The sequence below is a fragment of the Nonomuraea glycinis genome (assembly GCF_014646515.1).
Taxonomy (GTDB): domain Bacteria; phylum Actinomycetota; class Actinomycetes; order Streptosporangiales; family Streptosporangiaceae; genus Nonomuraea; species Nonomuraea glycinis.
Map to the genome: position 1 here is coordinate 309,248 of NZ_BMNK01000007.1, position 24,053 is coordinate 333,300.

The 24,053-nt window shown below is 71.6% G+C and carries 15 protein-coding genes; 10 read left to right on the forward strand and 5 right to left on the reverse strand.

The window, feature by feature from the left end:
- Window positions 1-81: 81 nt before the first annotated feature.
- The gene (locus IEY87_RS21955) at window positions 82-924 is read right to left on the reverse strand and encodes an SDR family NAD(P)-dependent oxidoreductase (RefSeq protein WP_189140597.1); all 843 of its coding nucleotides are present in this window, start codon (window positions 922-924) and stop codon (window positions 82-84) included.
- Window positions 925-1,215: 291 nt separating this feature from the next.
- On the opposite strand from IEY87_RS21955, the gene IEY87_RS21960 reads away from it, so the two are divergent.
- Both IEY87_RS21960 and IEY87_RS21965 read left to right on the forward strand, forming a co-directional pair.
- Entirely contained in the window at window positions 1,216-2,004 is a 789-nt protein-coding gene (locus IEY87_RS21960; RefSeq protein WP_189140598.1) for a DUF6461 domain-containing protein, read from the forward strand.
- A 63-nt stretch (window positions 2,005-2,067) separates the two neighbouring features.
- Window positions 2,068-2,295, forward strand: a complete 228-nt coding sequence (locus IEY87_RS21965; RefSeq protein WP_189140599.1) for a helix-turn-helix domain-containing protein — start codon at window positions 2,068-2,070, stop codon at window positions 2,293-2,295.
- A 35-nt stretch (window positions 2,296-2,330) separates the two neighbouring features.
- Here the strand turns inward: IEY87_RS21965 and IEY87_RS21970 are convergent, their stop codons facing one another.
- Window positions 2,331-2,990, reverse strand: a complete 660-nt coding sequence (locus IEY87_RS21970; protein WP_189140600.1) for a class I SAM-dependent methyltransferase — start codon at window positions 2,988-2,990, stop codon at window positions 2,331-2,333.
- 233 nt (window positions 2,991-3,223) lie between these two features.
- On the opposite strand from IEY87_RS21970, the gene IEY87_RS21975 reads away from it, so the two are divergent.
- Both IEY87_RS21975 and IEY87_RS21980 read left to right on the forward strand, forming a co-directional pair.
- A complete protein-coding gene (locus IEY87_RS21975) occupies window positions 3,224-3,625 on the forward strand; it encodes a hypothetical protein (protein ID WP_189140601.1) in 402 nt (133 codons plus the stop codon).
- A 10-nt stretch (window positions 3,626-3,635) separates the two neighbouring features.
- A complete protein-coding gene (locus IEY87_RS21980) occupies window positions 3,636-4,589 on the forward strand; it encodes a WXG100-like domain-containing protein (protein WP_189140602.1) in 954 nt (317 codons plus the stop codon).
- An 11-nt stretch (window positions 4,590-4,600) separates the two neighbouring features.
- Here the strand turns inward: IEY87_RS21980 and IEY87_RS21985 are convergent, their stop codons facing one another.
- The 3 genes from IEY87_RS21985 to IEY87_RS21995 form a co-directional block, all read right to left on the reverse strand.
- Window positions 4,601-4,924, reverse strand: a complete 324-nt coding sequence (locus tag IEY87_RS21985) for a YbaB/EbfC family nucleoid-associated protein (RefSeq protein WP_189140603.1) — start codon at window positions 4,922-4,924, stop codon at window positions 4,601-4,603.
- A 135-nt stretch (window positions 4,925-5,059) separates the two neighbouring features.
- Window positions 5,060-6,901: an N-acetylmuramoyl-L-alanine amidase gene (locus IEY87_RS21990; RefSeq protein WP_189140604.1), complete on the reverse strand. Its 1,842-nt coding sequence runs from the start codon at window positions 6,899-6,901 to the stop codon at window positions 5,060-5,062.
- A 112-nt stretch (window positions 6,902-7,013) separates the two neighbouring features.
- Entirely contained in the window at window positions 7,014-8,027 is a 1,014-nt protein-coding gene (locus tag IEY87_RS21995; RefSeq protein WP_189140605.1) for a hypothetical protein, read from the reverse strand.
- 251 nt (window positions 8,028-8,278) lie between these two features.
- Between IEY87_RS21995 and IEY87_RS22000 the strand changes: the two genes are divergently transcribed.
- Genes IEY87_RS22000 through IEY87_RS22025 form a run of 6 tightly spaced genes read left to right on the forward strand, consistent with a single transcriptional unit; the run spans window position 8,279 to window position 24,043 of the window.
- Window positions 8,279-9,766: a class I adenylate-forming enzyme family protein gene (locus tag IEY87_RS22000; RefSeq protein WP_189140606.1), complete on the forward strand. Its 1,488-nt coding sequence runs from the start codon at window positions 8,279-8,281 to the stop codon at window positions 9,764-9,766.
- A gap of 43 nt (window positions 9,767-9,809) precedes the next feature.
- A complete protein-coding gene (locus IEY87_RS22005; protein WP_189140607.1) occupies window positions 9,810-16,688 on the forward strand; it encodes a non-ribosomal peptide synthetase in 6,879 nt (2,292 codons plus the stop codon).
- Complete coding sequence (locus IEY87_RS22010) at window positions 16,685-22,162, forward strand: non-ribosomal peptide synthetase/MFS transporter (protein ID WP_189140608.1); 5,478 nt, start codon at window positions 16,685-16,687, stop codon at window positions 22,160-22,162. The genes IEY87_RS22005 and IEY87_RS22010 overlap by 4 nt, the downstream gene beginning before the upstream one ends.
- Complete coding sequence (locus IEY87_RS22015) at window positions 22,159-22,425, forward strand: MbtH family protein (protein ID WP_189140609.1); 267 nt, start codon at window positions 22,159-22,161, stop codon at window positions 22,423-22,425. The genes IEY87_RS22010 and IEY87_RS22015 overlap by 4 nt, the downstream gene beginning before the upstream one ends.
- Complete coding sequence (locus IEY87_RS22020) at window positions 22,422-22,694, forward strand: phosphopantetheine-binding protein (protein ID WP_189140610.1); 273 nt, start codon at window positions 22,422-22,424, stop codon at window positions 22,692-22,694. The genes IEY87_RS22015 and IEY87_RS22020 overlap by 4 nt, the downstream gene beginning before the upstream one ends.
- Window positions 22,691-24,043: a condensation domain-containing protein gene (locus IEY87_RS22025; protein ID WP_189140611.1), complete on the forward strand. Its 1,353-nt coding sequence runs from the start codon at window positions 22,691-22,693 to the stop codon at window positions 24,041-24,043. Before IEY87_RS22020 ends, IEY87_RS22025 begins: the two co-directional genes overlap by 4 nt.
- Window positions 24,044-24,053 lie beyond the last annotated feature (10 nt).

Below are 24,053 nucleotides of genomic sequence, written 5' to 3' on the forward strand. Positions count from 1 at the left end.
TCAGAGCACCTGGCAGCGGGACGTCGGGACTGTCAGCAGGCGCGTGTTCGGCAGGAGGCTCGGCTCGGGAGATGGTGACGGTCAGGCCACGGCGTCGTCGTGGGCGGTCGCGGCGGACTTGGCCCGCCAGGGGGCCACGTCCTGCTCGATCTGGTCCAGCTTGACCTGCAGCCGGTCCAGGGTGTCGGGGCCCAGGTACAGGTGTGTGGGCAGGGTGTCCTGGCCGGTGACTTCGTAGATCAGTGCCGCGCCCTTGACCGGGTCGCCGAGCTGGGTGTGGTTGGCGGTGCCGGCCCAGTCGAGGGTGACGTGGGCGGGGGTGCCGTCGTAGGCGGCGATGCGGGCCGCGGCTGTCGACAGGGAGCTGGCGTCGAGGAAGTCGGTGCGCAGCACGCCCGGCTCGACCACCATCGACTGGATGCCGAACGGCTCCAGTTCCTTCGACAGTGCCTCGCTGATCCCGGCCACGGCGAACTTCGAGGCGCTGTACAGGCTCACTCCGGGCTCGCCTTCGAAGCCCGATCGCGAGCCGATGTGCACGAGTTTGCCGGTGCCCTGGCGGCGCATGACGGGCAGGACGGCGCGGGTCATGTCGATGAGGGCGAAGACGTTGAGGTCGAACAGCGAGCGGGCCTCGGCGTTGCTGATCTCCTCGAGCGCGCCGAGCAGGCCGCGGCCGGCGTTGTTGACCAGTACGTCGATCCGGCCGAACCGGTCGACGGCGGCCTGGACGGTGGCCGGGATGGCCGCGCTGTCGGTGACGTCCAGGGCGACGGTGAACACGTTGCCGGCCTTGGCGAGGTCGTCTGGCACGCGGGCCGGGTTGCGAACAGCGATGACGACGTTGTCGCCCTGGGCGAGGGCGGTGCGGGCGATCTCGGCGCCGAGCCCGCGGGATGCTCCGGTGATGAACCAGGTGGCCATGACGGTGTCCTTCGCTTTCGTTCCGTTTGGCTGGCATTTAGGAGTTTGCCCAGGTCAGTGAGATGGAAAAAGGTCGCGGAATTCCTAGGAGTGTCATACCTAGGAACCGGGCCGTGCGGCCACCGCTCCTTCCGCGATCCGGGCCGCACGGGTCAGGGGTCTGCGGGTCAGGAGGTGTGGCACGCGTCGCCCAACCTTTAGACAAGCAGCAGGCCTGGATGCTCCGGCGGAACACGCATCGGGAGAAGCGCAAGGCAGACAGGGCAGCAAACCTGTCGGTAGTTTCTGATCATGTCCGATGCCGACTTCACCCCCCACCGCATCACCTACCGGTCGCCCACGCTCGGCCGCACGCAGATCCGGGACTGGGCGAGAGAGAATGGCCACTTGGTCAGTGAGCGTGGCCGGATGGCTCCAGACATCACCGAGGCCTTCTTCGCCGCCCATCCCGAGATCCTTGAGCAGGCGAGCACGTTCGAGATGGTCCGCGCCACCGCGAGAACCCCCGGCGCCTCGCCGGAAGATTACGGGTGGGAAGAAGGCAGCAGGCTCGGCGACATCTACACCATCGTCTTCGTCCGCGGGCTCGACGAGCATGAGGTGCTTCGCCGGATGGGGGCCACGAACGAGGACATCCGGCTCATCACGGACGAGGACTACTCCCAGCCGGAAGGGCCGGCGATCATCACCGTCAGGAGGATCGAGGGCTGGACGATCGCCATCGAGGACTGCGGCTGGCGCGGCCTGCAACAGGAGGTGTGGGGCGCCCTGTCGCACAACGGCGGAGAGGTCGTGGCGGTGCACCGGCATGACTACGCCCAGCACCAGATCACCTACGCCGTCGACGGCCGGCTCATCACCGTCATCAATCCAGGGTTCCCCATGGACAGACACGGCGTGGATCCCGACCGGCTCGATCGTCACCTCCGGGAGCTGGGCATCGATCCGGCCGCCGGCGACAGCATCGACAACCCCATCCTGGCGGCCCTGGCACTGGCCGGCCGCATCACCGGCATCCTGGTGAGCCCGCAACACCTTCGCCGCCCTATTCTCGGCGCCGCCATCCCCGGCGCCTACTGATCCGCTTTGACCACTCTCAACGATGACCTGGACGTGCTCAGGGTCTTGATCAGCCGGTTTCGGATGAGGCTCTTCAGCCTCCTCTTCCGGGTCGGTCCGGTCACCGTGAGCGAGCTCGCCAGGAGGATGGAAGCCGATCCCGGCCAGGTGAGCTATCACCTGCGGCAACTGCAGAAACATGGCTTGATCGAGGACGTGCCGGAGCTCGCCCGGGACAGCCGGGAACGCCGGGTGCGGTCGGCTATCGCGGTCACTCTCCGCCGCCTCGCCGACCATCTCGAACCCGCCTGACAGTCCGTACGGATCTCCAGAGCGCGATCCTGGGGTCAGGCCCGGGTTCCCGCTCCCCAGTAGAACGGCCCGGAGGTTGAGTGAATCTTGATGCGCCAGCCGAGCTGCTCGAGTCGTTGTTCGAGGTCCGGCGGGCGGTGCGGGACTTTGACGATCCGGTAGGCGGTCCCGTCCAGGAGCCGGCGTTGTATGGTCGCGGATTGCTCGCCCTCGATGAGTTCGTCGGGGGTGCGGTAGTCGTCATCGACGAAGAACACCCGCCCCTCCGGCTTCAGGCAGTCGGCCACCAGCGACCAGAAGGACGCGAAGCGTTCGGCCGGAACGTGCGACAGCCAGAACCCGAAGAAGACGACGTCATAGCGACGGTCCGGCTGCCAGCCGAACAGGTCGGCCGACACGAAGCGCACCCGCTCGTCCTCGCCCACGCGCGCCGAGGCGATGGCGAGCATCTCTGGAGACGCGTCCACGGCCTTGACCTCGGTGGCGTGCTGGAGCAGTTGGGCGGTCCAGCTGCCTGGGCCGCAGGCGAGTTCGAGCACGCTGCCGGCCGGCCGGAACGCGTCGAGCGCCGCCGACAGCTCTGAGACTCCGGGAAAGGGCAGAGCGTGGCGCTCGTATTCTGCGGCGATCGCCCGGTAGTAGACGACCTGCTCGTCGAGTAGCTCTTGCAGGTTCCCGCCATCAGCCGAGGTCATGGATCGACTATCACCAGATCATCCGGCGGGTTGCAATACCGACAAGGCCGACGCCTTAGAAGCCTGAGGCGGGAATCCTTGCCGCGAAGAGCCTGCCCATCCTCCCTGTCATCTGGTGCCGTCACGTGAGCCCCACGGGTCCGAAGAGTGCGCAATGGCAACAAATTGATCATCCTCCGGTAATCGTCGGGACGGAGACTGGCCGCGCAGCGCAGTCCATGGAGGTGATCATCTTGGAGCACGACCATACGAGCATGGAGGCGGCCGGCCAGGCGATCCACACCGAGGGAGGGGAGTTCCGGCAGAGCGCGGACCGGCTCGGCACGCAGCTGGCGCGGTTCATCCCCTACTTCGGCAACCCGTCCAGCGACGAGGCGGCGCGCATCTTCCGCCTGGGCGAGGAGGGGCATCCCGGCTTCGACTCCGCCTACGAGGATCTGAGCGAGGCCCTGACCAGCCTGAGCGAGGCGTACAAGGCCGTCGGCACCGCGGTGGTGTCGATGAGCAAGAACACCAAGGCGGGCGACCTGGCCAGCATGATCGACCAGAACGCCTTCATCCAGGAGCTCTTCAAGTTCGCCGAGCGCGAGAACGACGGCATCAGCGTGCCGAGCACTCCCGTCGAGCGAGCCTGAGGAGGCGGACATGCCCATCGGGGTCGCGGCCAAGGTCGCCCTGGGCGGGATGGCCGGTGCCGGCGCGGCCGGGATCCTGGCGCCCGAGTTCCTGTTCGGCGTCTCGTACCTGGAAGGAGACCCGGACAAGATCCGCGAGGCGGCCGACGTCCTGGACGACATCGCCGACGCCATCGACACCCACTTCCACGAGGCGAACACGGCCGCCGTGGTCGTCTGGACGAAAAGCTCCGGCCCGGCGGTCGACGCGTTCAAGAAGTTCTGGACCAAGCGGTACGGTCCGGCCGTCCTCGCGGTCTCGCTCAAGCACCGCAGGGCGGCCGCCGCCTGCCGCGCCTACGCCGACGTCATCGAGAAGGTCAATCACGCGCTGCGGGTGCTGTGCTGGATCATGACGGTGGACATGATGTTCACCATCGGGTATCAGGTGCTCACCTGGAAGCTGCTGCAGGCCATCATGAAGCGGCAGGTGCTGCTGCTCAAGTTCACCGCGCGCCGCTACGTCACGATGCTGCTGCCCCTGCTGGCCTACTACATCGCCGACAGCACCGCGTACGCCGGCGGCCAGGTGCTGCTGCCGCTCGGGCTGAACCTCGCGGGCGGCATCAAGACCGACCTGGCCGGCAACGACGTGCGCTCGGCGGGCCACAACCTGACGGTGTTCCGTGAGCACTTCGTCGCCAACATGGTCTTCGACGGGGTGGCCGACGGTGGCGTGGCGCTCGCGTCCAAGGTGCCGGGCCTGCGCACGGTCGCCACCAACGTCAAGCTGGGGAAGAGCGTGACACTGAACACCGGCAACTTCGTCCCCCGGATGGCGGCCTCGACCGCGTACTCGATGAGCCTGGACGCACAGCACGGCGACAACCCGCTCCCTGGCACCGAGCACGGGCTGACCGAGGAGGAGATGTACCAGAAGTTCATCATCCACGGCACCCGCAGCCTCATCCCCCGGATCTTCTGACGGGGGCGCCCCTACCGGCTGTCCGTCTCCAGATAGGGCCGGGTCAGCTCCATGGTCCGGCGGGCCGCGTCCTCGGTCGCCCGCCGCGACAGCTCCACGATCGTCTCGGCCAGTTCCTGCGAGCCCAGCCGCATCGCGCGGGGATCGATGCGCAGGCCCAGCAGTTGCCCCGAGGCCGACACCCGCACCCTGATCTTGTCATCGGCACCGGCCGCCTGGCCGACGACGTCCCCGATCTCGGCCATGACGCCGGCGAACTCCTGGGAATTCGCCTGGAACTCCGTCATGAGCCGGTCGAGTTCGGGGTCGCCGGTACGTCGTTCGCGTTCAGCCATGCTGCATTGTCTACCGGATAGTCACATACCTGACAATAGGTAAATTTCGTGACATATCGGGTGTGAGGTCGGACATTAAGCCCATTTCCCCTTCAATGGCGTTTTCCAGGGAGGCCGCGTTGGCAAGCGCGCCGTTCACGCCTCGGTCACGTCGACGTCCTCGCTCTTGACGAACATGACGCGGTGGCCGAACTGGATCTGGTGGTACTGCTGAGTGCCGCGGACCACGCGGTGCAGCGTGGTGTCGAAGGTGGTCGCCTTGTAGAACTCGCCGGTCGTGGTCAGGCCGACCGTGTACGACTGTCCGGCCGGGAACGTGTACTGCAGCGGGATCCGCGGCTGCACCTCCACGTCCGCCGGGTACGCCGCCGGCTCCGGGTACGCGCGGCCGTACACGGGAACCGAAGTCAGGCCGGGCCGGGGCGTCGCGATCAGGGTACGGCTGGGTACGGCCACAGGATCGGACGCCGGATTGTGGAACCACGCCTTCTGGCCCAGGTACCAGATGGCCGTCCAGTCGCCCCGTCGCTCGGCGACGACGTAACGCTGGCCGGTGCCGGCGCGGGCGGCGTGATCGTACACGCTGTAGCTGGACTCATCCGTCGGGTGTTTGCCGATGTCCTTCACGAGGGGTGACTCCCCGCGCGGCTCGGTGTGCAGCCAGACCGAGGCCGACCCGTGCGGCGGGCAGGTGGCGTCGGGGTGCTCCTTGTCGCAGCCGATGTAGTGCGGACGGTTGCGGTCGTAGTCGGGCAGGATCATGACCGTGGCCGTGCCGGCCTCGCCGTCGGGGCGCAGCGGGGCGCCCATCAGGTCGAAGAAGTGCGCCCAGTCCCAGTACGGGCCCGGGTCCTCGTGCATCGTCCGCACCTTCTCCGGCAGCAGGCCGGGCACGTTGTCATGGCCGATGATGTGGGCGCGGTCCAGCGGGACGCCGAACCTGTCCGCCAGGTAACGCACCAGCTTGGCGGACGTGCGGTACATCGCCTCGGTGTACCAGGTGCCGCCCGCGGCCAGGAAGCCCTCGTGCTCCAGGCCGATCGCCTTGGTGTTGACGTACCAGTTGCCGGCGTGCCAGGCCACGTCCTTGGTGAGCACGTGCTGCGCGAGGTGACCGTCGCGCGAGCGCAGCGTGTAGTGCCAGCTCATCTCGGCCGGGTCCTGTACGAGGCCGACCGTCTTGTCGTAGAGCTCCTCGGTGTCGTGGATGACGATGTACTGGATCGTCTGGCTGCTGGGGCGGTCGGCGATGTCGTGGTTGCCGTACTTGCCCTCCGGCCGTCTCCTGTAGAGCGCCGGGATCCACTCGCAGGAGACGGAGCCGGGGGACTCCACGGCGTCGGCGCCGGTCAGGTGGGGCAGGTCCAGCCGGGTCAGCCAGGAGCGGGACGGGTGCACCTCGGGAGAGGGCGGCAGCGTCACCTCCGCGCCGGTGTCGGTCGTTCGGGTGGCGCCCTCGTGGATGATCTCGTACACCTCGTCGGCGAAGGTCGCCGCGATCTCCTCGGCCGCGGCGCCCGAGTAGCGCGCCACCGCGCCGTACCAGTCGGCGGGGTCGTCGCTCGGCGGGGCGCCCAGGGCCCGCTGGTAGTCGGCGAGCAGCGCCGCGCCGCCGTCGATGTTGGCCGCCGGGTCCTTGCGCAGGTGCTCCAGGCTCTCCCCGGTCAGCTCGGCGGCGCGCTCCAGGGTGTGCAAGGACGTGGGAGAACCGTTCTGCCGCTCTTCCGGCTCGATGGGAAAGTGTGGAGGGCGGGAGTCGTCGCCGCGTGGGTCCTCGTACCCGTCGAGGTGGTGGTGCCGTGACCGGCTCGGCCCGGCGCCGTCGGTGAGGTGCATGGGGCCGAATCCGGCGGCCGTGCTCAGCCTGCCACCGTTGCAGTCCCAGCGGGATTCCATGTAGGACACGGCGAGCAGGACGCTCTCGGGTACGCCGTGTCTCTTCGCGGCCTGCGCGAAGGTTTTCGGCATCGTGGTCATCACAACCACCTCCACTTGCACCGTCGCATGGACGCCTGTGCGACTGGAGGTGAATTGGCATTATTTTCCGCTTTTTTTGGGCAATATGAAGATATTCTTCACGGGTGTGCGGTCAGAAGGCGATGAATGCGTACAGTGCGAGGTGGTTCGACTTTGTGCCGCTCACCGTGTGGTCGATGCTCGACGGCTGGACGGTGCCCTTGGCGAACAGGTAGTCGATCTTTCTGGAGCCGGAGGTCGCCTTCGCGCCGTGGCCGGTCAGGCCGAAGCCGCTGAGGGTGGTGGCGGCGATGTTCGTGCGGTTCGCGTCGATCCCGACCACGCGGATCGTCGACGCGTTCAGCAGGCTCGTGGCGTCCGCGCCGAGATGGATGCCGGAGTTCGCGATGCCCGTGGTGCCCGCGCCCGCGCAGGCGTTCGCGCCGTTCTGTTCCGGGAGGTGCATGGTCGCGGCGAAGACCTTCGTCCCCGTCTCCTTGATCGTGAACCTGGCGGCGACGGCGCTGGTGCGCTTCCATTTGTGGGCGTTGGTGGTGCCGTCGTCATTGCTCGGCGGCTTGTACAGCGTGCACCCGGCCCCGCCGCGGTACGACGTGCCGGGCTTCAGCCAGCCGGCGCTCCAGTATTTCGAGACGTCGCCCGCCGCGAGGCTCAGCGTCCTGGTGTTGTAGACGATCCCGTTGGTCTGCTTCTTCTTCAGGTCGCCGAGCGCCTGCTGACTGCACTTGTGCGAGGCGCCCCACGCCTCCGGGTCGTCCCACGCGACGATCGCCTTGTACGTGCCCGCCGGATAGCCGAACTTGGCGGAGAGCTGGTCGGCGTAGGCCGTGGCCTGTCCGGTGCCGCGTACCTGCTGCACGATCAGGAGGTCGGGTGCCCGCACGTCGGCGGTGCCCGTTCTGCCGTTGTCGTCGACGAGCATCGACGTGAGGTGGTCCGGGCCGGAGATCCGGGTGCACGAGCCGTCGGCGTTGTTCCGTACCAGGTTCTCGATGTTGTTGCTGTAGACCCGTAAGACGCGGTCCGCCGCGCCCGTGGGCGCTTCGCGCGCCTGCGCGGTCGAGGTGGTGAGCGCGGCAGCCGCCGCGACCGCTAGCACGCCGGGCAGTCGATGATCGAATGACATGGCCGCAGGGTAGCGAATCTCAGGGCGCGCGAGCTTCGGGATGTCATCCCTCTCCGGTGGAACACCCACGCCGGAACACCTCAGGTCATCACGGATTCGAAACCTTTCGGAAATCTTCTTAAAGTTTCTCTGTCGCTGAACGGCCCGCATTGCCTATTCTGCCCGCAAGAGCGTCTGCGGTCATCCCTAGGCCCGGCGGTGTTCATCAGGGAGTGCGTCATGCTGTCGAAATGTTTCGGTGACGGCTTGTGATGAGGGAGGAGCGGCGGATCACGTTACCGGATCTGCTCGCCCGCCGGGCGGAGGAGCAGCCCGAGCGCCCCGCGCTCATCGTGGCCGACGTGGGCGCCCTCACGTTCGGCGCGTGGGACAGACGGGCCAACGCCCTCGCGCACGCGCTGATCGACCGCGGTCTGCCGCCCGGCCACCGGGTCGGGCTGCTGTTCGACGAGCGGGACTGGGCCGACCTCGCCGTCGCCTGGTGCGCCGTCATGCGGGCCGGCTGCGTCAGCGTGCCCCTGTCCACCAGGCTCGCGCCCGCCGAACTGCGGCACGCGCTGCTGGACTGCGCCGTGACCGCCGTCCTGCACGGCGCGGACGTCACCCCGCCCGAGGCAGGGGAGTGGCGGGCGACCTTGGCGGAGCCGGAGGGCGACGACGAGAGTCCGGTACGGCGCGGCCTCCGGCCCGGCGACCTCGCCCAGATCATCTACACCTCGGGCACGACCGGCCGGGCGAAAGGGGTCGGCGCCACCCACGCGAACCTCGCCTACGGCGTCTCCACCCACCCGCGCCGCCGCAAGCTCGCCCACTCGCGGCACTTCCTGCACGCGTTCCCGATCGGCAGCAACGCCGGCCAGACCATGCTCGTCAACGCCCTGGACGCCAGACCCGCCGCACTCACCCTGCCGCGCTTCACCCCGTCCCGCTTCGCCCGCCTGATCGAGTCGTACGGCGCCGGAACGGTCTTCGTCGTGCCGGCCATGGCCATCGAACTGCTCAACGCCCGGGTGCAGGAGCGGCACGACCTGTCCAGCGTCCGGCTGCTCGGCTCCACCGCCGCCAGCCTGCCGCCGGCCGTGGCCGCGGGCATGGCCACGGCGTTCCCGAAGGCGACGATCGTCAACTACTACACCTCGACCGAGGCGGCCCCGGCGCAGACCACGATGATCGTGGACCCCGAGCGGCCCGCGTCGGTGGGGCGGCCCTCGACCGGCAGCGACCTCAAGATCGTCGCCGAGGACGGCAGCGCGGCCGAGCCGGGCGAACAGGGGCACGTCTGGCTGCGGTCGCCCGCCGGGACCCGTGCCTACTACCGGGACCAGCGGCTGACCGACGACATCTTCCAGGACGGCTGGGTGCGCATGGGCGACGTCGGCTACCTCGACCAGGACGGCTACCTCTACCTCGTCGACCGGGAGAGCGACGTCATCAAGTCCGGCGCGCACAAGGTCTCCACACTCCAGGTGGAGGCCGCGCTGTTCGAACATCCCGCCGTCGCCGAGGCCGCGGTGGTCGGCGTCCCGCACCCGGTGCTCGGCCGGGTGACCGCCGCCGCCGTCGTCACCCGCTCCCCGGTCACCGCCGCCGACCTGCGGACCTTCCTGCTGGACCGGCTCGCCAGGCACGAGCTGCCGAGCCGGCTGCTGTTCCTGCCGGAACTGCCGAAGAACCACGTCGGGAAGGTGGTGAAGCCCCGGCTCCTCGACCTGCTCGGCAACCCGGACGCGTCCCTGTGAGAACCCGACTTCAGCGCCAGCGGACAAGACAGAGAGAACGGTCATGACGCACCGCCAGGAGAGCCTTCCGGCTTCCTTCACCCAGCAAGGCATGTGGATCAGTGAGCGTATGGGCGCCGGCCTGGCCTACCACATGCCGCTCGCCCTGTGGCTCGACGGCGACCTCGACGTTCGCGCGCTGCTGTCGGCCTGCGCGGACGTGGCCGCCCGGCATCCGGTGCTGGCCACCGCCTTCGAGGAGAGCGGAGACGGGGTGCGGCTGGTCGCGGGGGCCGAGCCGTCCGTCACGCTCGCCGACGGGCCCGCCACCGACGCCCTCATCCGGCAGGAGAGCGCCCGGGGCTTCGACCTGGAGAAGGGGCCGCTGGCGCGGTTCACGCTCGCACCGGCGGGGCCGGGCCGGCACCTGCTGCTGTTCGTCGCCCACCACCTGGTCTTCGACGGCATCTCCAAGGACATCCTGGTCAGCGACCTGGCCCGCCTGTACGCGTCCCGGATCGGCGCCGGAGCCCCTGATCCGCTGCCGCCGCTGCCCATCGGCGACGCGCTGCGCGCCGAGCACGAGCGCGCGGCGGCGTCCCTGCCCGCCGCCCGCGAGTTCTGGGCCGGCCGCTGGACGCCACCCGCCGAACTCGTCCTGCCCGGCCAGCGCCGCACCGTGCCCGGCGCCGGCCGGCCGCCTGCTGCCGAGCGGGACGACGAGAGCGGGCCGATCGCCCGGTGGCACACCACCGGGCGGTACGGCGTCGGTGAGCAGATCGACGTCGGCGTCGACCGCGAACTCGGCCGGGACGCCGCCGAGGTGGCCAGGGCGGTCGGCGCGACGACGTTCGAGGTGCTGCTCGCGGGCGTGCACGCGCTGCTGTTCCGGTACGGCACCGAGAACGTGGCGGTGGCGATCGACGTGACCACGCGCCGGCCCGCGACCCGCGACCACATCGGCCCGTTCGTCAACGAACTGGCCGTGCTGTCGCGCCCCTCGGCCGACCAGCCGTTCGCTCAGTTCGTCCGGGACCTGCGGGGTGAGGTGCGTGAGCTGTACCGGTTCCGGGAGGTGCCTCTGGCACGGGCCGCCGGACTGCCGGCCGGTGGGGCCGCGATCCCGGTGTCGATCAGCTACCGCGAGGCGGCGGCCGACCCGGTTTTTCCCGGGCTGGAGCTGTCCGTCGACCGCATGATGTTCGGCGGCGGGGTGCGCAACGCCCTGCACCTGCAGTTCGTCGACGGGCCCGACGGGCTGGCCCTGTGCCTGCGGTTCGACCCGGCGGCCGTCGGCACCGGCGCCGTGACCCGGTTCGCCGACGCGCTGCGCGCCCTGCTGCGCGGTGCCGCCGCCGACCCCGGCGTCCCCTTGGCGGATCTGGACATCCTGCCCGAGGCCGAGCGGCGGCGGCTGCTGACCGAGTGGAACGACACCGCGGCCGCCTACCCCGCCGACGCCACCCTGCCCGGCCTGTTCGCCGAGCAGGTACGGGCCCGCCCGGACGCGACAGCCGTGACGTACGAGGACCGCTCGCTCAGCTTCGCCGGCCTGGACGCCGCGGCCGACCGGCTCGCCCTGCGGCTCCGCGCCGCCGGGGTCGAGCGCGGCGACCTGGTCGCGGTCCACCTGCGACGCTCCGACACCCTCCTGATCAGCCTGCTCGCCGTCCACCGCGCCGGCGCCGCCTACCTGCCCCTCGACCCGGACTACCCGGCCGAACGACTCGCCATGATCACCGCCGACGCCCGCCCCCGGCTCCTGCTGTCCGAAACCCCCGCCCCAGCCCTGCCCGGCCCGGTGTTCGTCCTCGGCGAAGAGCCCACCGAGGGGTCCGCTGCCGGTGGTTCGCCTGGTCCGGCGCTTTTAGCCGGGGACGAGCCCGCTGCCGATGGTTCGGCAGAACGCGCTCCGGGTGGCAGGGCTGAGCTGGGGCCGGGGGAGGCACCCTTGCCGGGCGAGATCGCGTACGTGATCTACACCTCGGGGTCTACGGGGCGGCCCAAGGGGGTCGAGGTCGACCATCGCAACCTGGCCAATCTGCTGCTCGCGATGCGCGACCGGCTCAAGGCCGGACCCGACGGGACCTGGCTCGCCCTCACCTCGCCCGCGTTCGACATCTCCGCCCTGGAGCTCTACCTGCCGCTGATCACCGGCGGCCGGGTCGTCGTCGCCCCGCACGGAGCGGTGCGGCGGCCGGCGGCGCTGGCCCGGCTGGTCGCCGAGCAGGGCGTCACGCACGTCCAGGCCACCCCGTCGGTGTGGCGGCTGCTGCTGCCGGGCGGCATCGGCGGCGTGACCGCCCTGACGGGCGGCGAGGCGCTGCCGCCCCGGCTCGCCGAGGAGTTACGCGCCCGCTGCGACCGGGTCCTCAACGTGTACGGCCCGACCGAGACGACGATCTGGAGCACCTACGGCGAGCTCGGCGACACGGTCACGATCGGCCGGCCCCTGGCCAACACCCAGATCTACCTGCTCGACGAGGCACTGCGCCCGGTGCCGGTGGGCGTCGCGGGCGAGCTGTGCGTCGGCGGCGCGGGGGTGGCGCGCGGTTACCGGGGCCGGCCGGGCCGTACCGCCGAACGGTTCGTCCCCGATCCGTATGGTCCGCCTGGTTCGCGGCTGTATCGCACCGGAGACCTGGCCCGGTATCGGGCCGACGGCGAGATCGAGTTCCTCGGCCGCCAGGACGGTCAGGTCAAGCTGCTGGGGCACCGGATCGAGCTCGGCGAGATCGAGTCCCGTCTGCTGGAGCATGCCCAGGTGGCCGAGGCCGCGGTGCTCGTCCGGGACGGTGACGCCGGCGATCAACGGCTGATCGCCTACGTCGTCCCGGCGCCCGGCGCGACGCCCGCACCCGGCACGCTGACCGCCCACCTGGCCCGGACGCTGCCCCAGGCGATGCTGCCCAGCGCGTACGTCACGCTGGCCGCCCTCCCGCTGACCCCGGTCGGCAAACTCGACCGCGCCGCCCTGCCGACCACCACAGGAACACCGACCGGCACCACGCCCCCGACCCCGGAGGATCTGGCCGCGGGGGATCTGGCCGCGGGGGTTCTGGCCGCCACGCCGGCCTCGGAGGTTCTGACCGGCACCGCCACGCCGGCCCCGGTCGCCCCGGGCCCCGAAGCGGGCCAGGCGGCTCAGGCCCCGGTCGGAGGGGGTTCGGTCGCGGGTCTGGTCGATACCGTCCGGGGGATTTGGCGGGACGTGCTGGATCTGGCCGATGTGGAGGAGATCGGCGCCGACGACGACCTGTTCGACCTTGGCGGCCATTCGCTCACCATGACCCAGATCACCGCCCGGATCAGGGAGCGGCTGGGCGTGGACGTGTCGTTGGACGCGTTCTTCGACGACCCCACCGTCACGGGGATCGTCGAGGAGATCACCCGTCTTCGCGCAGCGCATCCGGCGGAGGACGACCCGGACCAAGGGGATGACCGGCCCGTTCCCCGGCCGGCCGGAGTGAGCCCGCCGCTGTCGTTCGGCCAGGAGCGGCTGTGGTTCCTGCAACGGTTCGACCCGGGCGACGCGTCGTACAACATGTGTCTTGTGCTGCGGTTGCGCGGCGAGCTGGACGCCGGCGCGCTCGACGCCGCGCTGGAGGCGGTGGTGGCGCGGCACGAGAGCCTGCGCACCCGCTTCCCCGACCTGGACGGCGAGCCGATCACCGTCATCCACCCGCCCGGCCCCGTCCCGGTCGAACGCCTGGACCTGACCACCAAGACCGCCCCCGGAACCCACCTCGGGACCGAGCACGGAACCCACCTCGGGACCGAGCCCGGAACTCACCTTGGGGCCGCCTCTGGGACTGACCTCGGGACCGCCCTCGGAGCTGACGTTGGGACCGGCTCCGAGGCCGGTGTCGAGGAGTGGGCGCGCAGGCTGGTCGCTGAGCGCACCAATGCGCCGTTCGACCTGGCCGCCGCTCCGCCGCTGCGGATCAGCCTGCTCACTCTCGGCCCCGGCCACCACGTGCTCTGCTTCGTGCTGCACCACATCATCGCCGACGGGGCGTCGTTCAGCGTCCTGTTCGACGACCTGTTCGCGCTCTACCAGGCCGAGGTCGCCGGTGGCGAGCCCCGGCTCCCTCCGCTGCCGGTGCAGTACGGCGACATCGCGCTGTGGCAGCGGGAGCGCGACAACGGGGAGGCGGCCGAGGAGTCGCTGGCGTACTGGCGGCGCCGCCTGGCCGAGCCGCCCCTGCTGGTCCTGCCCACGGACAAGCCCGGCGGGCAACGCCCCGAGGGCGCCTTCCACACGTTCCGGATCGAGCCCGAGGTCGTCACCCGCCTGGAACGGCTGGCCCAGGAGCACGGGGCGTCGCTGTTCATGGTGCTGGTGGCCGCATACCAGGTGCTGCTGGCACGGCACACCGGGCAGAGCGACATCCTGGTCGGCACGCCGTGGGCGACCCGTGACCGCGTCGAGCTGGAGCCGGTCATCGGCTACCTCACCGACACCCTGGTCCTGCGCGGCGACCTCGCGGGCGACCCGTCCTTCCGCGACCTGCTCGCGGCCACCCGCAGCTCGGTGCTGGACGCGCACACCCACCGCGCCGTGCCGTTCGAGCGGCTCATCGGCGAGCTCGGGGTGCCGCGCGATCTCCAGCACAATCCGCTGCTCGCAACCATGATCATCCTGCACAGTCAGGCGGGCGACGGCACGCCGCCCGAGCGGATCGGCGACCTGGGCGTGGAGCTGTACGACGGCGGATTCCGGCAGGCCAAGTTCGACCTGGCGCTGGAGACCTGGCGCAACGACCAGGGGCTGCTCGCCGTGCTCGGCTACGACACCACCCTGTTCCACGCCGCCACCGCCGAGGGCCTGGCCGCACGCTTCGCCGTGCTCCTGCGCGGCATCGCCGACGCCCCCGGCACCCCGCTGTCACGCCTGCCACTCCTGACCGACACCGACAAGGCCGCCCTGACCGACGGCGGCACCGTCGCGCTGACCGACACCGACAAGGCCGCCCTGACCGGCAGTGACACGGTCGCCCTGACCGACATCGACACGGCCGCTCCGGCCGACATCGACACGGCCGCTCCGGTCGACGCCGCCGCGCCGGCAGGCGGGGGCTCGGCGTACCGGCAGAGTGGTCAGGGCAAGGGTGTTCCGGTGCCGGTGCTCTTTCAGCGGGTGGTCGCCGCCACCCCCGAGGCCACCGCCCTGCTGTGCGGCGAGGAGCGGGTGAGTTACGGCGAGCTCGATCTCAGGGTGGCGCGGCTCGCGGCGGCGCTGCGGCGGCGCGGGGTCACCGACGGGTGCGTGGTCGGCGTGTTCCTGGGGCGCTCGACCGAGGCGGTGGTGGCGCTGCTGGCCGTCTGGCGGGCCGGTGGCGCGTACCTGCCGCTCGACCCGGACCATCCGGACGAACGGCTCGCCTTCCTGATCGACGACAGCGCCGCCCGCCTGGTGGTGACCGACGCCGGGCTGGCCGACCGGCTGCCGCCGGACACCGTCACGCTCATCGCCGCCGACGAGTCCCGGCGCGGCGACGACCGGTGGCTCGGCGGATGGCACGAGGTCGAGTTCGACGACCCGGCGTACGTCATCTACACCTCCGGCTCGACCGGCGTGCCGAAGGGCGTGCTGGTCGAGCACGGCAGCCTGGCCGGGCGGGTCCGCTGGATGCGGGAGGCGTACGACCTGCGGCCGGACGACCGCGTCGTCCAGTTCGCCTCGCTCAGCTTCGACGCCCACGCCGAAGAGCTGTACCCGGCGCTGACCGCCGGCGCGGCCGTGCACCTGCTGCCCGGCGGGGCGCTCAGCCTGCCCGCCGCGCTGCGCGACCCGGCCGGCCGGGAGGTCACCGTGCTGGACCTGCCGACCGCCTACTGGCACCGGCTCACCGAGTCGTTCGACGACGTGAGCTGGCCGGAAGGGCTGCGGCTGGTGATCCTCGGCGGTGAGCAGGTCCACGCCACGGCCGTGGGCCGGTGGCGGGACCGGTTCGGTGACCGGATCAGGCTGGTCAACACCTACGGGCCGACCGAGGCGACCATCATCGCCACGGCGGTCACCCTCGGCGCGGACGACACCACCGGCCGCCCGCCCATCGGGTGGCCGATCGACGGCACGACCGTGCACGTCCTCGGCCCGTACGGCGAGCCCGTGCCGCCCGGCTTCCCCGGCGAGCTGTGCCTGGGCGGGGCCGGACTGGCGCGCGGCTACCTGGGCCGCCCGGCGCTGACCGCCGAACGATTCATCCCCGACCCGTACGGACCACCGGGATCCAGGCTCTACCGGACAGGGGACCGGGTGCGGTGGCGGCCGGACGGGGCGCTGGAGTTCCTGGGCCGCCTGGACGGCCAGGTGAAGGTGCGCGGCTTCCGGGTGGAGCCGGGCGAGGTGGAGGCCGCGCTGCTGTCCCATCCCGGGGTGCGCCAGACGGTGGTGACCGCGGCCGAGGACCGGCTGGTGGCGTACGTGGTCGGCGCGGCCGCGCCGGACGAGCTGCGCCGGCACCTGGCCGCGCGCCTGCCGGCCCACCTGGTGCCCACGGGCTGGGTGCCGTTGGACGCGCTGCCGCTCACCATCACCGGCAAGATCGACCACGCCGCCCTGCCGGACCCCGAGCCGGAGGCGGCGGCGCGGTTCGTGCCGCCCGGCACCGACGCCGAGACGCTGGTGGCCGAGGTGTGGGAGCAGGTGCTCGGCCTGGACGCCGGACGGGTCGGCACCCTGGACGACTTCTTCGCCCTCGGCGGCCACTCGCTGCTGGTCACCCGGGTCGCGGCCCTGCTGGGGAACGCGATCGAGGCGGAGGTGCCGATCCGCACCGTGTTCGACCGGCCGACCGTCGCCGCCCTGGCGGCCGCGGTCGAGACCCTGCTGATCGAACAACTGTCAGGCCTCTCCGACGCGGAGGCGGCTCGCCTGCTGAACGCGGAGGCGCCGCCGCCGACGGTGTCGGCTCTGGATGTAGAGGTGCCTCGGTGAGTGGATCGGACGCGCTGTCGGCCACCAAGCAGGAGTTGCTGGCACGGAGGCTGCGGCGGGGCGCCACGGCGGCCGCGCGGCGCACCATTCCCACCCGGTCGGGTGACGAGCCGCCGCCGCTGTCCCACGCCCAGGAGCGGCTGTGGTTCCTGGAGCAGTTCGCGCCGGGCACCACGCAGCTCACCATCCCGATCAGGCTGCGGCTGCGCGGCCCGCTGGACGTGGCGGCCCTCGCCGCCGCGCTCGACGCCGTGGTGGCAGGCCATGACGCGCTGCGCATGCACTACCCGGCGACCTGGGACGGGCAGCCGCAGGTGGTGGTCGCCGCCGACGGCACGCTGCCGCTGATCCGGCGCGACGCCCACGACGAGGCCGCCGCCAGGGCGCAGATGGAGGAGTTCCTGGCCGAGCCGTTCGACCTGGCCACCGGCCCGGTGGCGCGGGCGCTGCTGGTCCGCCTGGCCGACGACGATCACGTGCTGGTCATCGCGGTGCACCACATCGCCGCCGACGGCTGGTCCGCCGACCTCCTGCTGCGCGAGGTCTTCGGCCGTTACGAGGGCGACGCGCCGCCGACCCCCCAGGTCGGGTACGGCGACTACGCCGCCTGGCAGCGCGCCCTGCCGCCGTCGCGGCGCGACCTGGACTTCTGGCGTGACCGGCTGGCCGGGCTGGAGCCGCTGGACCTGCAGACCGACCGGCCCCGGCCGCCGGAACGCACCTACACCGGCGCGGCCCGAGCCTTCCCGCTGAGCCCGGAGGTCTCCGCCGAGCTGGCCCGGCTGGGCCGCGAGCACGGCGCCACGCCGTACATGACGATGCTGGCCGCCTTCGCCGCGCTGCTCGGCCGCTACGCGGGCACCCCCGACGTCGCGGTGGGCTCACCGGTGGCCGGCCGCCAGGCGCCGGAGCTCGACGGGGTGATCGGCTGCTTCGTGAACATGCTCACCATGCGGGTGGACCTGTCGGGCGACCCCACCTTCGCCGAGCTGCTGGAGCGGGTGCGCGAGGTCGCCGTGGACGCCTTCGCCCACCAGGACCTGCCGTTCGAGCAGCTCGTCGCCGAGCTGGACCTGCCCCGTGACGTGTCCAGGTCGCCGCTGTTCGGCGTCATCCTCGCGATGCAGAACTTCCGCGACGCCACCATCGCCCCGCCGGCCGGGCTGAGCGTGGCGGACTTCCCGCTGGACGCCTGGGCGACCCGCTACGACCTGGAGCTGTACGTCACCGACGGCCCGGACGGCGGCTCGTCCGGCCTCTTCGTCTACAACACCGACCTGTTCGACGCGGCCACCGTCGAACGGCTGGCCGGCCACCTGAGCGCGCTGCTGGAGCGGGTGGCCGCCCGGCCCGGCCTGCGGCTGTCCCAGCTCGACCTGCTCACCGGCGACGAGCGCCGCCTGGTCGTCGAGGACTGGAACGACACCGCCAAGGTCTTCCCCGGCCCGGCCACCCTGCACGGCCCGATCCAGGACCAGGCCGCCCGCACGCCCGAGGCGACCGCCGTACGCTTCGAAGGGCGTTCACTCTCCTACGGCGAGCTGGACACGGCCGCGAATCGGGTCGCGCGCACGCTGCGCGGCCTGGGGGTGGGCGCCGGGTCGGTCGTCGCCGTCTGCGCCGAGCGCTCGCTGGAGCTGCTGCCCGCGCTGCTGGGCGTGCTCAAGGCCGGCGCGGCCTACCTGCCGATCGACCCCGACTACCCGGCCGACCGGGTGGCGTTCATGCTGTCGGACGCCGCGCCCGCCGCGCTCCTCACCCAAGCGAGGATCCGGCCGACGCTCCCGCCCACCACCGCGATCACCCTCGACCTGGACGACCCCGCCGTCTGGACCGGCGCCTCCGGGCCGCTTCCCGAGGTGCGACCGGACGACGTCGCCTACGTCATCTACACCTCGGGCTCCACCGGACGGCCCAAGGGCGTGCCGAACACGCACGCCGGCATCGCCAACCGCCTGGACTGGATGCAGGAGCGGTTCGCCCTCGACGCCGGCGACGTGGTGGCGCAGAAGACCCCGCTGAGCTTCGACGTGTCGGTGTGGGAGCTGTTCTGGCCGCTGCGGACCGGCGCGCGGCTCGCCCTGGCCACCCCCGGCGGCCACAAGGACGCGGCGTACCTGCGCAAACTGATCGTCACCGAGGGCGTGACCACCGCCCACTTCGTGCCGTCCATGCTCGCCGTGTTCCTCGGCGAGGACGGCGCGGCCGGCTGCGGCTCGCTCCGCCGGGTGATCTGCTCGGGCGAGGAGCTGCCCGCCGACCTGGCCCGCCGCTGCGTCGCCACGCTGCCCGCCGCCGAGCTGCACAACCTGTACGGCCCGACCGAGGCGGCCGTCGACGTGTCGGCGTGGCACTGCCGCCCCGCCACGCTCACCTCGGCGGCCCGCGTGCCGATCGGCACCCCGATCGCCAACACCGCCCTGTACGTCCTCGACGAGGCCATGCGCCCGGTGCCGATCGGGGTGCCGGGCGAGCTGTTCATCGCCGGCACCGGCCTGGCCCGGGGCTACCTGAACCGGCCCGCCCTCACCGCCGAGCGATTCGTGCCGAACCCGTACGGCCCGCCGGGCTCCCGGCTCTACCGCACCGGCGACCTGGCCAGGCACCGCCCGGACGGCGCCCTTGAGTTCCTCGGCCGGCTGGACACCCAGGTGAAGCTGCGCGGCCTGCGGATCGAGCTCGGCGAGATCGAGGCGGCGCTGCGCGCCCTGCCCGCCGTCCGGGACGCCGCCGTGATCGTCCGGGAGGACCGGCCCGGTGACCCCCGCCTGGTCGCCTACATCACCCCGGCCGACGCGGACCGCGAGGAGGACCTCGACGAGGTGCTCGACCACGCCGGCGTCCGCGCCGAGCTGAAGAGGACGCTGCCCGACTACATGGTGCCGAGCGGCTACGTCACCCTGGCCGCCCTGCCGCTCGGCCCCAGCGGCAAGCTGGACCGGCGGACCCTGCCGGCGCCGGTCGCGGGCCGGGACGCCGGGATCGAGCTCGTCGCCCCCGGCACGCCGACCGAGCTGGCCCTGGCCGCGATCTGGGGCGAGCTGCTCGGCGTCGAGGTGATCGGCGTCGACGACGACTTCTTCGACCTCGGCGGGCACTCCCTGCTCGCCACCCAGGTGGTGGCCCGGCTGCGCAGGCAGACCGGCGGCGCGGTCAGCGTGATGGACGTGTTCAAGCACCCCACCATCCGCGAGCTGGCGGCGCTCGCCGACACCCCCGCCGACCGGCGCGGCCCCCGCTCGCTGCTGCACCGGCTGACCCCGGCCCGCAGCATGGCGCCGGTGCTCAGCTACGTGTGCGTCCCCTACGGCGGCGGCAGCGCGGTCGTCTACCAGCCCCTCGCCGACGCCCTGCCGGACGGGCACGCGCTGTGGTCGGTGGCGATCCCCGGCCACGACGTGGGCCTCGAAGAAGACCCGCTGTCGCTGGACGAGCTGGTCGCCACCTGCGTGCGCGAGATCCTGGAGAAGGTCGACGGCCCCATCGCGCTGTACGGTCACTGCGGCGTCGGCTCGGCCGTGACCGTGGCGATCGCCCTCCGGCTGGAGGCGGCGGGACGCGATCTCGACGCCGTCTACATCGGCGGGATCTTCCCCTTCGCCCGGCCACGCGGCGCCCTCATGTCGAGGATCGCCCGTTTCGCCGAGGCGGAACGGCTGCGCAGCGACCAGCGCTACGTCAACTGGCTGATCTCGCAGGGCGTGGACATGAGCGAGCTCGACCCCGCGCAGGCCCGCCGGATCGTCCGGAACATGCGCCGTGACTCGCGGGAGGCCGAGGAGTACTACACCCGCCTGTTCGAGGCCGGGCCCGACCGGCTGCGCGCCCCGGTGATCAGTGTGGTCGGCTCCGAGGATCCGGCGACGGACTACTACCAGGAGCGCTTCCGTGAATGGCACTTCCTGACCTCGACGTCGGCCGTGGTCGTGCTCGCGGAAGCCGGACACTTTTTCCTGAAATATCGGGCGGAAGAGCTGGCCGAGATCGTCACCACCCTCCACCCCAAGCTGTCCAAGCCGCCGGCCAGGCTGAAACCGGCCCGCGACCCCGACGCCACCTGGTGGCTGCACGACGTGTCGAACGCCGACGCGCCCACCGCCCCGTCCGGGCCGCAGCCCGGCATCCCGCGCTTCCTCGCCGTCGTGCTGAGCCAGCTCATCTCCATCATGGGCACGGCACTGACCGAGTTTGCCGTCCCCCTGTGGATCTACACCACCACCGGGTCGGTGGCGCAGTTCGCCCTGATGGCCGTCGTCGGCCTGGTGCCCGGCCTGCTCACCGCCCCGATCGCGGGGGCGATCATCGACCGGACGAGCCGGCGCCGGGTGATGCTCACCGCCGACGCCGCCGCGTTCACCATCCAGCTCGCCTTCGGCATGCTGCTGTGGACCGGCAACCTGTCCGTGACGATGATCTACCCCTTGCTGGGCTGCCTGTCGGTCGCGCTCACCTTCCAGCGGCTCGCGTACTTCTCCGCCGTGCCGCAGATCGTGCCCAAGCGCTATCTCGGGCACGCCGTCGGCATCATGCAGCTCAGCAACGGCACCACCCAGCTCCTGGTGCCCATCTTCGCCGTCGGCCTGCTCGCCGGCATCGGCCTCGGCGGCATTCTCATCCTGGACGTCGCCAGCTACGCCATCGCGATCGTCATCCTGCTGATGGTGAAGTTCCCCGCCACCATGCCGTGGCGGCGCCGCGAGTCGATCAAGGCCGAGATCCTCGGCGGGCTGCGCTACTCGCTCGGCCACCGCGGCTTCGTCGGCATGCTGCTGTTCTTCGTCGTGCTGAACGTGTTCCTGTCGCCGCTCCTGCTGATGTTCTCGCCGCTGGTGCTCTCCTTCGCCGGGCTCGCCGACGTCGGCCGGATCTCCTTCCTGGCCGGCGTCGGCACGTTCGCGGGCGCGCTCATCATGATCGTCTGGGGTGGTCCGCGCCGGCTGCGGCTGCGCGGCGTGCTGCTGTGCACGCTGGCCCTGGGCGTCTTCTGCGTGGTCACCGGCATGCGCGCCGACCTGACGGTGATCGCGATCGGGGTGTGCGGGATGACGGCCTGGCTCACCCTGCTCAACGGTATCTACACCACGATCGTGCAGGTCAAGGTGCCGCAGCGGTTCCACGGCCGGGTGTTCGCGATGAACACCCTCATCGCCTGGTCCACGCTGCCCGTCGGCTTCGGCCTGGTCGCCCCGTACGCCGCCGCGGTGCTCGACCCGCTGCTCCTGGACAACGGCGCGCTGGCCCCGACCGTCGGCGCGCTCATCGGCACCGGGCCGGGGCGCGGCATCGGGTTCATGTACCTGCTCTTCGGCGCCGCCATCCTGGTGATCACGCTGGTCGCCATGCGGATCCCGGCGCTGGCCCGCTTCGACCAGGAGGTGCCCGACGCCATCGCCGACGACCTGGTCGGCGTACAGGCCCTGCGCCGCGCCACCCCCGCCACCACCGCGAACGAGAAGACGGAGGCATTGAGATGACCGAGGCCGCACGCCACCAGGTGGTCGTCAACGACGAGGAGCAGTACTCGCTGTGGCCCTTCGACCGGCCGCTGCCGGACGGCTGGCGGGCCGAGGGGTTCGCCGGCGGCAGGCAGGAGTGCCTGGACCACATCGACGAGGTCTGGACGGACATGAGGCCGCGCAGCGTCCGCATCCGCCAGGACGCCGAGGATGCGGGGAACGCAGGGAACGCCGGGGACGCCGTGGATGCCGGCGTCGGTGGCGCGGGGGGCGCGCTGTGACGGCGGGCGCGGCGGAGCTCGAGCGGAAGCTGGCGGACATGATCGCCGGGCTGTCCGACGGCGAGATCAGCGCCGAGGAGGTGCTCGCGGGCGGCCACTCGCTCTCGGCGCTCGGGCTCAGCTCGCTGGCCCTGATCCGGCTCGTCGACGCGATCGAGGACGCCTTCGGCGTGGACGTCGACCTCAGCGGCGACCTGTCGTCCTTCGAGTACGTGAGCACCCTGGCCGCCCACCTCGCCGATCTGCTGGTCCCCGGGCGTCCGCGATGACCGTGAGCGGGAACGACGTCCGGACGGTGACGTTCGGCGGGCAGCGGGACGGTGAGGGGACGCTGACGTGGGGGCAGCGGCTGATGTGGCGGGCCGTCCACCTGATGGGGGACAGCCAGTCCTTTCTCAACTGCCCCTGGGTGCTGCCCGTCTACGGCAGGCGCGACCTCGCCGCGGTGCTGGAGGCGCTGCGCGTGCTGCTCGAACGGCACGAGAGCCTGCGCACCACCTTCGCCGACACCCCGGATGGGCCGGTGCAACGGGTGGCCGGCCGCGGCGAGCTGACCGTGGAGCTGGTGGAGGCGGGGCAGGAGCGGGCGCTGGCGGCGGCCGAACGGCTCGCCGGCGAGATGAGCAGGACCGTCTTCGCGCACGAGCACGATCTGCCGCTGCGCTGCGCCATCGTGACCGCCGACGGCCGGCCGAAGGCGCTGGCGTTCGCCTTCTCCCATCTGGCGGTGGACTTCCAGGCGCTGGGCCTGCTGTCCGCGCGGTGGCGAGGGCTGCTCAGGGGCGAGGACCTCCCGGCCGACGCGTGGACGCCGATGGACCAGGCCGAGCTGGAGCGCACCGAGCCGTACCTGGCCCGCTCGGCCAGGTCCGTCCGCCACTGGCGCTCGGTGCTCGAAGAGGTCCCGCTGGAGGTGTTCGACCATCCGCCGGGCGAGCCGGAGGACCCCCGGTTCATCGAGGTCGGCATGGAGTCGGTCGCGCTCGCGGGCGCGGCAGTCCGGCTGGCCGAGCGGTGGACGATCAGCACGACCAGTGTCCTGATCGCCGCCTGCGCCACCGTCCTGGCCCGGGTGAACGGCCGCCGGCGGGCCGTCATGCAGCTGGTCCACAGCAACCGGCGCGATCCACGTACCGAGAGCATGGTCGCCACGGTGGGGCAGGACGGGCTGCTGGTGCTCGACCTGCCGGGCACCGACTTCGCCGACACCGCCCAGGCCGCGCACCGCAGCGCCCTCATGGCCTACCGCAACGCGCACTACGACCCGTACGCCATGCAGGCGATGCGGGAGGAGATCGGGCGGCGGCGCGGCCGGGAGCCGGACCTGGACGCCTTCTTCAACGACCGGCGAGGGGGCGGCAGCTGGCCGAGCCTGCCCAGGCTCGCACCGGGGGAGGACCTGGCCGCGCTCACCGGGAAGACCCACACCTACGTCACGAACGCGTGGCCCGGGGTGCGGTTCAAGGTGTTCTTCACCGTGGGCACGGCTCCCGACACCGGACAGCTCAGCCTCATCATCGACACCGCCTACCTGTCCCGGGAGACGGCCAGGGAGATGCTGCTCGGCGTCGAGTCCCTGCTGGTGCGGAGCTTGACCGAGGCCGTGGCCTGCCCGTGACCCGCCTTCG